This is a genomic window from Streptomyces sp. NPDC006925 (genome assembly GCF_042869575.1).
GTDB lineage: Bacteria > Actinomycetota > Actinomycetes > Streptomycetales > Streptomycetaceae > Streptomyces.
Window position 1 is genome coordinate 272,760 of sequence record NZ_JBIAGB010000003.1, and the last position, 13,709, is coordinate 286,468.

At 72.8% G+C, this 13,709-nt stretch carries 12 protein-coding genes; 5 read left to right on the top strand and 7 right to left on the bottom strand.

The features are described from left to right. Positions 1 to 4: 4 nt before the first annotated feature. The 4 genes from ACFYNS_RS06310 to ACFYNS_RS06325 are packed head-to-tail and all read right to left on the bottom strand — an operon-like array spanning position 5 to position 4,323. Positions 5 to 784, bottom strand: coding sequence for a CDP-alcohol phosphatidyltransferase family protein (locus ACFYNS_RS06310; RefSeq protein WP_360301186.1), 780 nt, complete (start codon positions 782 to 784; stop codon positions 5 to 7). Beyond that, on the bottom strand, positions 762 to 1,826 hold the full coding sequence (locus tag ACFYNS_RS06315) for an iron-containing alcohol dehydrogenase family protein (protein WP_019358592.1): 1,065 nt from the start codon (positions 1,824 to 1,826) through the stop codon (positions 762 to 764). Before ACFYNS_RS06315 ends, ACFYNS_RS06310 begins: the two co-directional genes overlap by 23 nt. After that, complete coding sequence (locus tag ACFYNS_RS06320; RefSeq protein ID WP_360301183.1) at positions 1,814 to 2,551, bottom strand: phosphocholine cytidylyltransferase family protein; 738 nt, start codon at positions 2,549 to 2,551, stop codon at positions 1,814 to 1,816. The genes ACFYNS_RS06315 and ACFYNS_RS06320 overlap by 13 nt, the downstream gene beginning before the upstream one ends. Beyond that, the gene (locus tag ACFYNS_RS06325) at positions 2,548 to 4,323 is read right to left on the bottom strand and encodes a DUF5941 domain-containing protein (RefSeq protein ID WP_360301196.1); all 1,776 of its coding nucleotides are present in this window, start codon (positions 4,321 to 4,323) and stop codon (positions 2,548 to 2,550) included. The genes ACFYNS_RS06320 and ACFYNS_RS06325 overlap by 4 nt, the downstream gene beginning before the upstream one ends. A gap of 237 nt (positions 4,324 to 4,560) precedes the next feature. Between ACFYNS_RS06325 and galE the strand changes: the two genes are divergently transcribed. Both galE and idi read left to right on the top strand, forming a co-directional pair. Beyond that, positions 4,561 to 5,565 carry a UDP-glucose 4-epimerase GalE gene (galE, locus tag ACFYNS_RS06330; protein ID WP_388601140.1) on the top strand — a complete coding sequence of 335 codons (1,005 nt, stop codon included), beginning with the start codon at positions 4,561 to 4,563 and terminating at the stop codon, positions 5,563 to 5,565. A 137-nt stretch (positions 5,566 to 5,702) separates the two neighbouring features. Beyond that, a complete protein-coding gene (gene idi / locus ACFYNS_RS06335; protein WP_360301177.1) occupies positions 5,703 to 6,263 on the top strand; it encodes an isopentenyl-diphosphate Delta-isomerase in 561 nt (186 codons plus the stop codon). A gap of 142 nt (positions 6,264 to 6,405) precedes the next feature. On the opposite strand, the gene ACFYNS_RS06340 is transcribed toward idi, so the two are convergent. Then, positions 6,406 to 7,146 (bottom strand): ATP-binding protein, encoded by a 741-nt coding sequence (locus ACFYNS_RS06340; protein WP_388601143.1) that lies wholly within the window; start codon positions 7,144 to 7,146, stop codon positions 6,406 to 6,408. Positions 7,147 to 7,282: 136 nt separating this feature from the next. Between ACFYNS_RS06340 and ACFYNS_RS06345 the strand changes: the two genes are divergently transcribed. From ACFYNS_RS06345 to ACFYNS_RS06355, 3 genes are all read left to right on the top strand, one after another. Then, positions 7,283 to 8,092, top strand: a complete 810-nt coding sequence (locus tag ACFYNS_RS06345) for an enoyl-CoA hydratase/isomerase family protein (RefSeq protein WP_360301175.1) — start codon at positions 7,283 to 7,285, stop codon at positions 8,090 to 8,092. 220 nt (positions 8,093 to 8,312) lie between these two features. Further along, a complete protein-coding gene (locus ACFYNS_RS06350; protein WP_388601144.1) occupies positions 8,313 to 9,185 on the top strand; it encodes a hypothetical protein in 873 nt (290 codons plus the stop codon). A gap of 139 nt (positions 9,186 to 9,324) precedes the next feature. After that, positions 9,325 to 11,712: a Tex family protein gene (locus ACFYNS_RS06355; protein ID WP_388601147.1), complete on the top strand. Its 2,388-nt coding sequence runs from the start codon at positions 9,325 to 9,327 to the stop codon at positions 11,710 to 11,712. Positions 11,713 to 11,800: 88 nt separating this feature from the next. Here ACFYNS_RS06355 and ACFYNS_RS06360 read toward each other — a convergent pair whose 3' ends face one another. Beyond that, positions 11,801 to 12,862, bottom strand: a complete 1,062-nt coding sequence (locus ACFYNS_RS06360; RefSeq protein WP_388601150.1) for a hypothetical protein — start codon at positions 12,860 to 12,862, stop codon at positions 11,801 to 11,803. Between the two features lie 73 nt (positions 12,863 to 12,935). Then, a complete protein-coding gene (locus ACFYNS_RS06365; RefSeq protein WP_360302842.1) occupies positions 12,936 to 13,625 on the bottom strand; it encodes a nitroreductase family protein in 690 nt (229 codons plus the stop codon). Between the last annotated feature and the right edge of the window lie 84 nt (positions 13,626 to 13,709).

Below are 13,709 nucleotides of genomic sequence, written 5' to 3' on the forward strand. Positions count from 1 at the left end.
CCCGTCACTTCAGCCTGCTCGAGGCCAGGATGGACACCAGGTGCAGCAGCGTCTGGAGCACCGCGATGCCGGCGAGGACCGCGACACCGAGCCGGGTGAAGAACAGGTCGCCGCGGATCTGGTCCACGATCGCGACCACCAGGATCAGCAGCGAGGCCTCGATCCCCAGCACCAGCCGGTGGAACTTGAGCGCGGCCGCCGCCCGGCGCGCCAGCGCGAGCCCCGAGGAGCGCGGCTCGGCGGCCGACTCCTGGACCGGGGGCAGCCCGCCCTGGTGCCGGGCGACCCCGACCAGGTCGGACTCCGCCTTGATCAGGATGGCGCCGAGTGCGGCCAGCGTGCCCAGGAAGGCCCACAGCCAGTCGATCCGGCCGCCGCCCCACAGGTCGGCGGCGCGCAGCCCGAAACCGACCAGCACCGCGGCATCGCACAGATAGGCGCCGACCCGGTCCAGGTACACCCCGCCCAGCGAGAACTGCTGCTTCCAGCGGGCCACCTCACCGTCGACGCAGTCCAGCAGCAGATAGAGCTGGACCATGACCACGCCCAGGACCGCGCCGACGACCCCCGGGAGCAGCAGCGCGGGCAGCGCCAGCACCCCGGCGAGGGTCATCACGTAGGTGAGCTGGTTGGGGGTGACCCGGGTGTTCACCAGGTGCCGGTCGATGCGCAGCGAGAGCTCGCGCATGTAGAGCCGGCCGGCCCAGTGCTCGCCGCTCCGCCGGTCCTTCACCCCGGCGGGGTGGACGACCGGCCGGAGCTCAGCTACCGATGGTTTGTGCATAGTCCGCGTACGCGTCCCTGATCTGGTCGGTGGACAGGTCGAGGTGTTCCAGGATCGTGTACCGCCCGGGGCGGGTCTGGGGCGCGTACGCGACGGCCTCGACGAACTCGTCGGGGTCGAAGCCGATGTCGGCGGGCAGCACCGGCAGCTCGTGCCGCCGCAGCACCTCCACCATCAGCTTGGCCGTGTCCTTGTCCCCGCGCAGATAGGTGGCGAAGGCCGCGCCCAGACCGCACTGCTCGCCGTGCGGCGCTGCCCGCCGCGGGTACAGCAGGTCGAAGGCGTGGTTGATCTCGTGGCAGGCGCCGGAGGCGGGGCGGCTGTCCCCGGCGACCGACATCGAGATGCCGGTCAGCACCAGCCCCTCGGCCAGCACCTGGAGGAAGCCGTCGTCGCTGACGTCCCCCGGGTGGTGCAGGATCGCCTCGCCGGCCTGCCGGGCCATGGCCGCGGCCAGTCCGTCGATGTCCTCGCCGCGGACCTCGTGCCCCAGCTCCCAGTCCTTGACGGCCGAGATGTTGGAGATGACGTCGCCGATACCGGAGCGGATGTAACGCTCGGGTGCCTCGCGGATCACGTCGAGGTCGATGACGACGGCGATCGGGTTGGGCACCCCGTAGGAGCCGCGGCCCGCGTCGTTGTCGAGGGTGGCGACCGGGGAGCACAGACCGTCGTGCGACAGGTTGGTCGCGACCGCCACCAGCGGCAGCCCGATGCGGGCCGCCGCGTACTTCGCACAGTCGATGATCTTGCCGCCGCCGAGCCCGACCACCGCGTCGTAGCGGCCGGAGGACTTCATGGCGTCGGCCAGCTCGACCGCGTCGTCGATGGTGCCGCCGCCCACCTCGTACCAGGAGGCGTTGGGCAGCAGCGGGGCGAACCTCTCGCGCAGTGCGGCCCCGGAGCCGCCGCTGATGGCGAAGGCGAGCTTGCCGTTGGTGGAGATCCGCTGATCGGCCAACAGGCCCGCCAGGTCGTCCAGTGCGCCGCGGCTGATGTCCACGACGACCGGCGACGGAATGAGGCGGGTCAGTACTGGCATGCGATCTCCCGGCCCTTGGCGAGGTCGTCGTGGTTGTCGATCTCGACCCACTTGACGTCGCCGATCGGGGCGATGTCGACCTTGAAGCCGCGGTTGACCAGCTCCTGGTAGCCGTCCTCGTAGTAGAGCTGCGGGTCGCGCTCGAAGGTGGCCTTCAGCGCGTCGGCCAGCTCGGCGCCCGCCTCCGGCTCGATCAGGGTGAGCCCGATGTACTCGCCGGTGGCCTCGGCGGGGTCCATCAGCTTGGTGATGCGCTGGACGCCCTTGGCCGGGTCGACGACGACCTTCATCTCCTCGTCGGCGAGGTCCTTGACCGTGTCCAGGGCGAGGATGATCTTCTTGCCGTCGCCGCGCGCCTCCAGCAGCGTCTTCTCCACGGAGACGGGGTGCACGGTGTCGCCGTTGGCGAGCAGCACGCCCTCCTTGAAGACCTCGCGGGCGCAGTAGAGGGAGTAGGCGTTGTTCCACTCCTCGGCCTTGTCGTTGTCGATCAGGCGGAGCGTGACGCCGTGCTTGGCCTCCAGCTCGGCCTGCCGCTCGTAGACGGCCTCCTTGCGGTAGCCCACCACGACCGCGACGTCGGTGAGACCGACCTGGGCGAAGTTGGCCAAAGCGATGTCGAGCACGGTGGTGTCGCCGTCCACGGGCACCAGGGCCTTGGGCAGGGTGTCGGTGTAGGGGCGCAGACGCCGTCCGGCGCCGGCAGCCAGCACGAGGCCGATCATGCGGGTTCTCCTGTTTCGTCGTGTACTGCGGGTGCTTGCGACGACACCCAGAATCGGATGCTCTCGACGAGCACCACGGCCGCGATGACCACGGCGAGCGTGGTCAGCGCGAAGGTGAAGCCTTGGGTGCGACCGCCGTCGCCGAGCTGGAGGGCCGCGGCGACGGTGACCAGCAGGGTCCGTCCTTCGTGCCCCCCGACCGCCCGCACCAGCCAGTGCGGAGGCGCTCCGGTGCCACCGCGGATGCGGTACACCGTGTCGTAGTGATGGTAGGCGAGAGCCGCCACCAGCCCGAACGCCGCGGGGAGCGTGCCGTCGGTGTCGGCGCGGGCGGCGAGCACCAGAATCGTGCCGTATTCCGCGATACGGAAAGTGGGGGGGAGCAGCCAGTCCAGCGGGCCCTTGAGCGGCCGGGCGAGGGCGACCCCCGCGCACAGGGCGTAGCAGGCCGCGGCCGCCACCGGCCAGGCGCTGCCGAGCGGCGCGGCCCACGCGGTGGCGAGGATCACTGCGGCTCCCAGGAGGGCGACGGCCGGCACCCCGAGCCGGGGCAGCGGCAGCGGCCGCAGCAGCCGGCCGGAGAGCTCGGCGAGCGGGCCGCTGTCGGTGAGCGCGCGCACCCCCTCGGCGGCGCGGTCGGTGCGGGCCCTGCGGTGCAGGGAGCGCAGCAGCCGGCCCGCGGTGGTGTAGCAGGCGGCGAGCGAGCCCGCGACCAGCAGCACGACGAAGGTGATGCGGGGCGTGGTGGCCGCGGTCAGCACGGCGATGAGGGCCCAGCGCTCCCCGATGGGCAGCACGATCATCCGCCGGGCCCACACGGTCCAGCCCGCGCTGTCCAGTTTGCTGGAGAGCGCCGCGGTGCGGCTGGTGTTCCCGGTGACGTCGTGGCTGGCCTCGTTGAAGGAGAAGTCGACCGTGTGCCGCGCGGTCATCAGCAGCATGGCCCCGAGTGCCAGGGCCCACACGTCGTCGCCGCCCCGCGCGGCGCCCAGGGCCAGGCCCGCGTAGTAGGAGTACTCCTTGGCCCGGTCGAAGGTGGCGTCCAGCCAGGCGCCGAGCGTGGAGTACTGCAGGTCGTAGCGGGCGAGCTGGCCGTCCGTCGCGTCCAGGACGAACGAGGCGATCAGCAGCACACCGGCCGCCACGAAGCCCCAGCGCTCCCCACTGGCTGCGCAGCCGGCGGCGATCAGCGCGGTGATCAGCGAGGCGGTGGTGACCTGGTTGGGGGTCAGTCCGCGGCGGGCGCACCAGCGGGCCAGGTAGCGCGAGTACGGGCTGATGCAGAAGGTGGTGAAGAAGCCGTCGCGGGACTTGACCGCGGAACGCAGCCGGACCGCCTCGCCGTCGACCGCGGCGACGGCCTGTTCGGCCTCGGCGCGGGCCGCGTCGTCGGCGGGCACGGTGGCCACGAGCGTGCCCAGCTCGGGCCGGTGCACCTGGACTCCGGCCGCCTCCAGCGCCTCGGTCGCCGCCTGCGGTCCGCCGCCCGGATCCCGGGGCAGCGCGTGCCGGGCCTCGGGACCCACGGCGAGCACTCCGGGCAGGGCCCCCGCCGCGAAGCGCGGGTCCCGCAGGGCCAGCCGCAGCGCGTGGGTGTGGCCGACGAAGCGAGGGTCGATCAGCGCGACCCGCTCGTCCGCGGCGGTCGCGGCCAGTTCCGTGCCGACTGCGGTCGGGCCGGAGGCCGCGCGCACCTCGAAGCCGAGCGAGCGCAAGTCGGCCTCGAGCGACGATCCGGCAACCGGCGGACCGGTGAGGATGGCGGTCGACAGAACGAACTCACTCCTTGGAAGCTGGCAGGCCCGCGCGGGAAAGGGGACAACCGGGGCAGCGGGCAGCGTGCGCCGTCACCCGGAAGGGGTCGGCGGCACGTCGGCAGAGAGTATCGGATCGCCGGGGGGAGCCTTCACCGAGCGTTCATCGCCCCGGTGTTGTCCGGCGGGCGCCCGCGCGCCCCAGCATGGTGGATCATGGGTTCCCGCCACAACCGGGGCCGATAGGGTTCGGGCATGACGTGGTTGATCACAGGCGGTGCGGGCTACATCGGCGCGCACGTCGCACGGGCCCTGACGGCGGCCGGTGAGCGAGTCGTGGCACTGGACGACCTGTCCACCGGGCTGGCCGAACGGCTGCCCGCCGAGGTGCCGCTGGTGCGCGGCTCGGTACTGGACCGTCGGCTGCTGGACCGGGCCCTGGCCGAGCACGGGGTGCGCGGTGTGATCCATCTCGCGGCCAAGAAGCAGGTGGGCGAGTCGGTCGAGCAGCCGCTCACCTACTACGAGGAGAATCTGAGCGGCCTCGTCACACTGCTGGGCGCCGTGGTCGACGCGGGGGTGCGCGGCTTCGTCTTCTCCTCCTCCGCGGCCGTCTACGGGATGCCGGACGTGGACCTGGTCACCGAGCAGACCCCCACGGTGCCGATGAACCCCTACGGCGAGACCAAACTGGCCGGCGAGTGGCTGGTGCGGGCGACGGGGCGGGCCCACGGGCTGTCCACCGCCTGCCTGCGCTACTTCAATGTCGCCGGGGCCGCGCGGCCCGAACTCTCCGACACCGGTGTCTTCAACATCGTCCCGATGTTCTTCGACGCGCTGACCCGCGGGGAACCGCCCCGGATCTTCGGCGACGACTATCCGACCCCGGACGGCACCTGCGTGCGGGACTACATCCATGTGCAGGATCTGGCCGAGGCCCATGTCGCGGCGGCCCGTGCGGCGGCGGGCGACGGCTCGCGGCCGGGCGGGGGCGGCGATCTGACGCTGAACGTCGGCACCGGCTCGGGGGTCTCGGTGCGGGAGATGGCCGATCTCGTCGCCGAGGTCACCGGCGGGCGGGGTCCGGCGCCCCGGGTGGTGCCACGCCGCCCCGGTGATCCGGCGCGGGTGGTGGCCTCGGCGGAGCGGATCCGCGAGGAGCTGGACTGGGCGCCCCGCCACGGGGTGCGCGAGATGGTCGCCTCGGCGTGGGAGGGCTGGCTGCTGCGCCACCCGGAGGCACATCCGGCGAGGACCTGACAGTCAGATCGTCACCGATCAGCACTGATGGGCATAAACGCGCACGTTGCAGTCACTGTCCCGCAGAATGCGGAATTACCGCGTCGACTGCGGCACACTGGACCCGCTGCCCACCGGCCCACCCCCGAAGGATCACCATGGCGAACAGCTCAGCCGCCCCGATCATGCTCGAACTGGTAGACGAGGACGGGACGACGATCGGCACCGCGGAGAAGCTCTCCGCCCATGTGGCCCCCGGGCGGCTGCACCGCGCCTTCTCCGTCTTCCTCTTCGACGAGGAGGGCCGGCTGCTGCTCCAGCGGCGGGCACTGGGCAAGTACCACTCCCCGGGCGTGTGGTCCAACACCTGCTGCGGGCACCCGTATCCGGGCGAGCCGCCGTTCGCCGCCGCGGCCCGGCGGGTCGGCGAGGAGCTGGGGGTGGCGCCCGCGCTGCTGCAGGAGGCGGGCACCGTCCGCTACAACCACCCGGACCCCGCGTCGGGGCTGGTGGAGCAGGAGTTCAACCACCTGTTCGTCGGACTGCTGCGGGAGGAGCCCCGGCCGGATCCGGCGGAGATCTCCGAAACGGCCTTTGTGACGTGGGACGAACTGGAGAAGCGACACGCCGTCGACACCTTCTCCACCTGGTTCATGACCGTGCTGGACGCGGCGCGTCCGACGATCCGCACGGTGACGGGCGGCGCCGGGAGCTGGTGACCCAGCGGGCCGGGCCGGGCGGAACGGCCACGAGAGGGCCGGCACCCGGACCGTCGGGAGCCGCGACCCGCCGACCGGCTGTCCGGCCGTGGCGGGCTCCCCGCCGGGAGACCCGGCCCGCGGCCGCCGCACGGCGGACTCCTCAGCGGGAGCCGGGCTCCCCGGCATCCGCCGCCGCGGGGTGCAGCGGCAGCGCGGCCCAGACGACCTTGCCGCCGGCGTCCGTCTGCTCCACGTCGCAGCGGCCGCCCGCCTCCGCGGTGAGCGCCTTGACCAGCAGCAGGCCGCGCCCGCCCGTGTGCTCCCGGAAGGGCTCGGCCTCCAGCGCCTTGGGCCGGTAGGGATGGCCGTCCTCCACCGCCACCCGGAGCCATCCGCCGCCCAGTGCGACCTCGACGGTGATGTCGGGCGAGAGCAGCGCCGCGTGCTGCACGGCGTTGGTGACCAGCTCCGAGAGGATCAGCAGCGCCCCCTGGAGCACATCCTCCGGCACCCGGGCCGGCCGGCGCTCCAGCAGCTCGCGCACGGCATGCCGCAGCCCGGGCACCGAGGGCGCGGCCGTCGGCGCCGTGAACCGCCAGCTCCCCTCGCCCGACGGCCCCAAGGCGCCGATGCGCCCGGACACCGACGGGGTCCCGTGGACGCACCCGAGGGTCCCGGGCTCGGCCCGGCACTGCCGCTCCGGGCGCGGCCGAGCGGCCAGCACGGCGGCAGCCGCGGGTACCGCCCCCGCCGCAGCACCGCGTGCCGCGCTCAGGGGGCCGAGCGCCTCCCCGGACTGTGGAGCCTCGTCGACAACTCCGGACAGCTGCCCGCCGCGGCTCTCCATCTCCGCACCCACTCTCCTGCTCGGTACCTGGTGTACTTGCAGATGTACTTGCATTGCATGGTGGTACCGCGCGGTGCAGACCAGAGCGGGTGACCGTAACTTGGCACATATCGATGGCATTTGACAGAAGACTTACGCCAGCTGGCAGCTCGGTGACAGAACCTGATGCTTCCTGGATACGATCACGCTCATGGAGCCGACCCTGCGCACCGCCCGCGACCAGGGCGTCGCGACCGTCACCATCGACCGCCCGGCCAAGCGCAACGCCATGACCCCCGCCATGTGGCGCGGGCTGGCCGGGCTGCTCGCGGAGCTCGCCGCCGACCCGGACGTACGGGTCCTGGTGCTGACCGGGGCGCAGCGCACCTTCTGCGCGGGAGCGGACATCGGCACCCTGCGGGACGCGGCCCGGACCGGGGACCCCGGGGCGGGACAGCCGGAGAGCGGGGGACCCGGCGGCGCGGCCCGCGCGCAGCAGACGCTCGCCGTGGCCGCGGAGGAGGCGCTGGCCGCCTTCCCCAAGCCCACACTGGCGGCCGTGCACGGGCACTGCGTCGGCGGCGGCTGCCAGCTCGCCGCCGCCTGCGACCTGCGGTTCGCCGCGCACGACGCACTCTTCGGGATCACCCCGGCCAAACTGGGGATCGTCTATCCGGCCTCCTCGACCGAGCGCCTGGTGCGCCTGGTGGGACCGGCCACCGCCAAGTTCCTGCTCTACTCGGGGGAGCTGATCGACGCGGAGCGGGCGCTGCGCACCGGCCTGGTGGACGAGGTGCACCACGGGGAGGAACTCGACAGAAGAGTCACCGAGTTCGCGCGGACCCTCACCGGACGCTCAGCGCTGACCCAGGCGGCCGCCAAGGACTTCACGGACGGGCGCACCGGCCCCGACCGGGTCGAACACTGGCAGCGTGAGGCGGCGGGAAGCGGCGACGCGGCCGAGGGCGTGGCCGCCTTCCTGGAGCGGCGCGCTCCGCGCTTCGGCATCCGGCGGCACTGAAGCGGGACCACTGCCGCAACCCGGACCGCCGCGTACCCGCACCACCGCGCGGCGGAAGCGCCGCGTCCGGGCGCCCGGGACCGCGCGGAGGCACCGCGCGCCGCAGCCCGGCACCCGCCGCGCCCGCCCGGCGGGGGCGGCGTCCGCAGGGTACACGGCGGGGTGGAGCCGCCGGTTCCCCACTCTTCAAGTCGTCCGTACCGACCGGTAGCGTACGGGCATGACGCCACTTCCCGAACGCGCCGGGCGGCGCTGCCACAACGCCCTGAACGCCCTGCACTCCGCGCTCTACTTCTCACCCGCGCTGGGGAAGGAGCTCTCGCCCTACGGCATCGACGACCCGCGCGCGATCAACCTGTCCTCGCGGTCGGCGCCGCTGGGCGCGGTGGGCGCGGGCGCGGTGACGGCCACCTTCTACAACTACAGCCACGCGCTGGTCGCGCGGTTCGTGCCGGCCGTGTGGGACGCCGCCTCGCCCGAGACCGTCCTGGCCGCGCGGCTGCGCGCGGCCGACACGATGCTGCGGCAGCTGCTGGGCGAGGAGGCCGTCCGCTCGGCGGAGATGACCGAGGCCGCCCGGCTGGCGCTGCGCGCCACCGAGGGGTGCACCCGCTCCGGCCGGCCGCTGCACGCCGCCAACGCGGACCTTCCGGTCCCCCCGCTCGACCACTCGCCGCACCTGGCGCTGTGGCACGCGGCGACGCTGCTGCGCGAGCACCGCGGGGACGGCCACATCGCCGCACTGCAGAACGCCGAACTCGACGCGCTGGAAGCACTGGTCAGCCACACCGCCAGCGGACACGGGATGAACCCCAAGTGGGTGATGAGCACCCGCGGCTACAGCGAGCAGGACTGGACCACCGCGCAGCAGCGGCTGACCGGACGCGGACTGCTGGACAACGAGGGCGAACTGACCGAACGGGGCGCCGAGCTGCGCAAGCACCTCGAGGAGGAGACCGACCGGCTGGACCGCCGCCCCTACGAGCTGCTGGGCGCCGAGGGCGTGGCCCGGCTGACCGAGCTGGCGGGCGGGTTCACACACACGGCGATCGGGGCGGGCGCGTTCCCCGCCGACCTGCTCGGCAAGGGCTGAGCCGCGGCGGTGCGGCGCGGGCGGCGCCCGCCCCGCGGAGCCCCGCCGTCACGCCCGCCTGCACGGGCCTGTCGGACACGCCTGCCACAATGCATGCCTACCGGGGGACAACAGCACCGAGAAGGCGGAACGAACCATCGTGACGACGACGATCGAAGGCAGGATCGCCGAGGAACTCGGCGTACGCGAGCGGCAGGTCCGCGCCGCAGTCGAGCTGCTCGACGGCGGGTCGACCGTGCCGTTCATCGCGCGCTACCGCAAGGAAGCGACCGAGACGCTCGACGACGCGCAGTTGCGCTCCCTGGAGGAGCGGCTGCGCTATCTGCGGGAGCTGGAGGAGCGACGCGCGTCGATCCTGGAGTCCGTGCGCGGCCAGGGGAAGCTCACCGACGAGCTCGCGGAGCAGATCCGGGCCGCCGACTCCAAAGCGCGCCTGGAGGACATCTATCTGCCCTACAAGCCCAAGCGGCGCACCAAGGCGCAGATCGCCCGCGAGGCGGGCCTCGAACCGCTCGCCGAGGGGCTGCTCGCGGACCCGTCGGTGGAGCCGCCGGCCGCTGCCGCCGCCTTCGTCGACGCCGACAAGGGCGTCGGGGACGCCGCCGCGGCCCTGGAGGGCGCGCGCGCCATCCTCGCCGAGCGCTTCAGCGAGGACGCCGACCTGATCGGCGAGCTGCGCGAGCGCATGTGGGGGCAGGGCCGGCTGGCCGCCCGGGTGCGGGAGGGCAAGGAGGAGCAGGGCGCCAAGTTCGCCGACTACTTCGACTTCTCCGAGAGCTTCACCGAACTGCCCTCGCACCGGGTCCTGGCGCTGCTGCGGGCCGAGAAGGAGGAAGTGCTCGACCTCACGATGGAGCCCGAGCCGGCCGGAGCGGAGCAGGAGGGCCCGAGTTCCTACGAGCGTTCGGTCGCACACCGCTTCGGGGTGCGCGACGAGGGCCGTCCGGCGGACCCGTGGCTGGCGGAGACGGTGCGCTGGGCGTGGCGTACCCGGATCCTGGTGCACCTGGGCATCGACCTGCGCACCCGGCTGCGCGCCGCGGCCGAGGACGAGGCGGTGCGGGTCTTCGCGACCAACTTGCGCGATCTGCTGCTGGCCGCTCCCGCCGGGACCCGTGCCACCCTCGGCCTGGACCCGGGGCTGCGGACGGGCGTGAAGGTGGCTGTGATCGATGCGACGGGCAAGGTCGCCGCCACGGACACGGTCTATCCGCACGCGCCGCAGAAGCAGTGGGACGAGGCGCTGGCGAAGCTGGCCGCCCTCGCCGAGGCGCACCAGGTGGAGCTGGTCGCGATCGGGAACGGCACGGCCTCCCGCGAGACGGACAAGCTGGCCGGTGAGCTGATCGCCGCCAAGCCGGAGCTGAAGCTGACCAAGGTGATGGTCTCGGAGGCGGGTGCCTCGGTCTACTCCGCCTCGGCCTACGCCTCACAGGAGCTGCCCGAGCTGGACGTGTCGCTGCGCGGCGCGGTCTCCATCGCCCGCCGGCTGCAGGATCCGCTGGCCGAGCTGGTGAAGATCGACCCGAAGTCCATCGGCGTGGGCCAGTACCAGCACGACCTGTCCGAGATGAAGCTGTCGCGCTCGCTGGACGCCGTGGTGGAGGACTGCGTGAACGGCGTCGGGGTGGACGTCAACACGGCTTCCGCTCCGCTGCTCTCCCGGGTGTCGGGGATCGGCTCGGTGCTGGCCGAGAACATCGTGGCGCACCGGGATTCGCACGGCCCGTTCAAGGGCCGCCAGGAGCTCAAGGACGTCTCCCGGCTCGGCCCCAAGGCGTTCGAGCAGTGCGCGGGCTTCCTGCGCATCCGCGGCGGCGACCCGCTGGACGCCTCAGCGGTGCACCCGGAGGCGTATCCGGTGGTCCGCGGGATGGTCGCCAGGGCGGGCACCGACGTGCCGTCGCTGATCGGCAACGCGAAGGCGCTGCGGGCGCTCGACCCGCAGGAGTTCGTGGACGGCTCGTTCGGACTGCCCACTGTCACCGACATCCTGCGCGAGCTGGAGAAGCCGGGCCGCGACCCGCGACCCGCGTTCCGCACGGCGAGCTTCAAGGAGGGGGTCGAGAAGCTCGGCGACCTCTCCGCCGGCATGGTGCTGGAGGGCGTGGTCACCAACGTCGCGGCGTTCGGCGCCTTCGTGGACGTCGGGGTGCACCAGGACGGCCTGGTGCATGTCTCGGCGATGTCGAAGACGTTCGTGAAGGACCCGCGCGACGTGGTCAAACCCGGCGACATCGTCCGGGTGCGGGTGCTGGAGGTCGACGAGGCGCGGAAGCGGATCTCGCTCACCCTGCGGCTGGACGACGAGCCCGGGACGGGCGGGGGCGCAGGCGCGCGGCGCGGCGGCCGCGACCGGCGCCGCGACGGCTCCGGCAAGGCCCCCGCGGGTGCCCCGCGGCAGCGGCAGGGTTCGCCCAAGGGCGGCTCGGGCGGCAAGCGCCGGGGCCAGGGCGCCCCGGCGCCGGCGCCGGCGCCGAACAACAGCGAGATGGCCGAAGCGCTCCGCCGCGCGGGCCTGGCCTGACCCACCCGGTGCCCCGTGCTCCCGCAGATGCGGCGGGAGTACGGGGCGCTCCGGCGGACGGCGGGCGCACCACGGCGGCGGGCGCGGCTCAGCTGCCGGTGCCGGGCATGCGGCCGTTCCGGCCGGAGCCCGCGGCGGCGTCCGTCATGTCGTATTCGGTGCCGAGGAGCTTGGGATCGCCCTTGGGTGGCAGGTAGGCACTCGACAGGTGCAGCCAGTCCACGAAGAAGGAGGGCGCCGAGGTGTCGCCCACGTAGACCTTCATCGAGTCGGACGGGTGGATGGTGGCGGTCACCTGTGTGCCCCGGTCGTGTTCGCGGACCTCGGTGCTGAAGACGGCGAACACGCCGCCGTCCTCGGTGCGGAGCGCGTGGATCTTCTCGTGTGTCGGCTCGCCCCGGCTGAACACCGCCTCGCCGTGCGGGTTCAGCAACTCGTTCTGCCGGCCGGGAATCTTGCGGAGCGACTCGGTGGTCTTCGAGGTGCGGAATCCGCCCCGGGCGGAGCCCTGCTCGGTGTAGAGGTCGAGCAGTTTGCCGGACAGTGCGTCGGGGGAAAGCGCCCCGGCCTTCTTGGACGTGTCGGAGACGGCCTCGGCGAACCCCTTCTCGTCCTCGGCGAGCCGCGGCAGCCACGTGGACTGACTGTAGCTGCCGGCGACCATCTTCCAGTCGCCGCCCTGCTTCTCCATGATCAGGGTACCCGGGTACTTGCCCTTCTTCTTCTCGCCCGTGTTCTTGGAGTACGCCACCATGGCGAACCAGTCGGCGGTGCCCTTGCGAGGAAGGTAGAACTTCCGGTCGACGTAGTGGAACGGCTTGCGGTAGTCGGCCCGCTCCGCTGCCGTCCAGTTCTTCTGCATCTTGTAGGTGGCCTTGCTCTGCTCGAAGACCGCCCCGCCCTCCACCGTGGAGAGCAGCCGGGGATCGGAGTTCTTGTTGGCCTCGTTGTTCACCTTCTCGTAGTGGTCGACGAGCTTCCCGGCCTGTGCCCGGGTGACGACGCCGGCCGCGGGCGTGTGCTCCTTCTTGTCCGCCGGCCCGGCCGAGGATGCCGCCGCACCCGTCCCCGAGCCGCTGCACCCCGCCACCATGAGGAGCAGACCGCTCGCGCAGGCCATGCCCGAGATCCCCCGTACCGCGTTGTTCATCGCACGCTCCCGTTGTCACTGTTGTGCGCTGGGAGTATGTCGGGTCAACCGCCCGGCGGGGGCGGCGGGGTGCTCACAACCGCACGAGCACCTCGTCCAACTGCTTGCGCTCCAGGTCGGGTACCCGGGCGCCGGGAGCCGGGTAGCCGACCGGGATGACGTAGGCGCCGCGCTCCTCGGCCGGGCGGTCGCAGATCTCGTTGAGGAAGCGCATCGGGCTGGGTGTGTGGGTGAGCGTGGCCAGCCCCGCCTGGTGGAGTGAGGCGAGCAGGAAGCCGACGGCGATGCCGACGGACTCCTTGGTGTAGTAGGGGCGCGGGGTGTGCGGTCCCTTGTGCACCTCGAAGACGACGAGGACGGCGGGCGCGGTCTCCAGGAACGGCTTGTGCTCGTCGGTGCCGAGCGGGGCGAGCGCCTCCAGCCACTCGCCCGAGGCGCGGCGCCCGTAGAAGGCGCGCTCCTCCTCCTCGGCGGCGGCGCGCAGCCGCCGCTTGCGCTCGGGGTCGGTGAGGACGACGAACCGCCAGGGCTGGACGTGCGCCCCGCTGGGGGCGGTCGCGGCGGTGCGGACCGCCCACTCCAGGACTCCGTCGGGCACCGGCCGGTCGTCGAAGTCACGGACGGTGCGGCGGCGCGCCATGATCTCGTGGAACGACCTGGCACGCTCCTGCGCCTGCGGGGCGGGGACGTCCAGCGGCCGGAGCGGAACCGTGGGGAGCCGGCTCGGACCGGAAGCGGGACTGGGCTCACTGGTACGGACCATGCCCGCAGCACAGCACATCGTGGCGCGCGGAAAAAGGCTTGCGGCACCGGAAGCGGGAACGTAGCGTCTTGGGCGGTTCTGTTG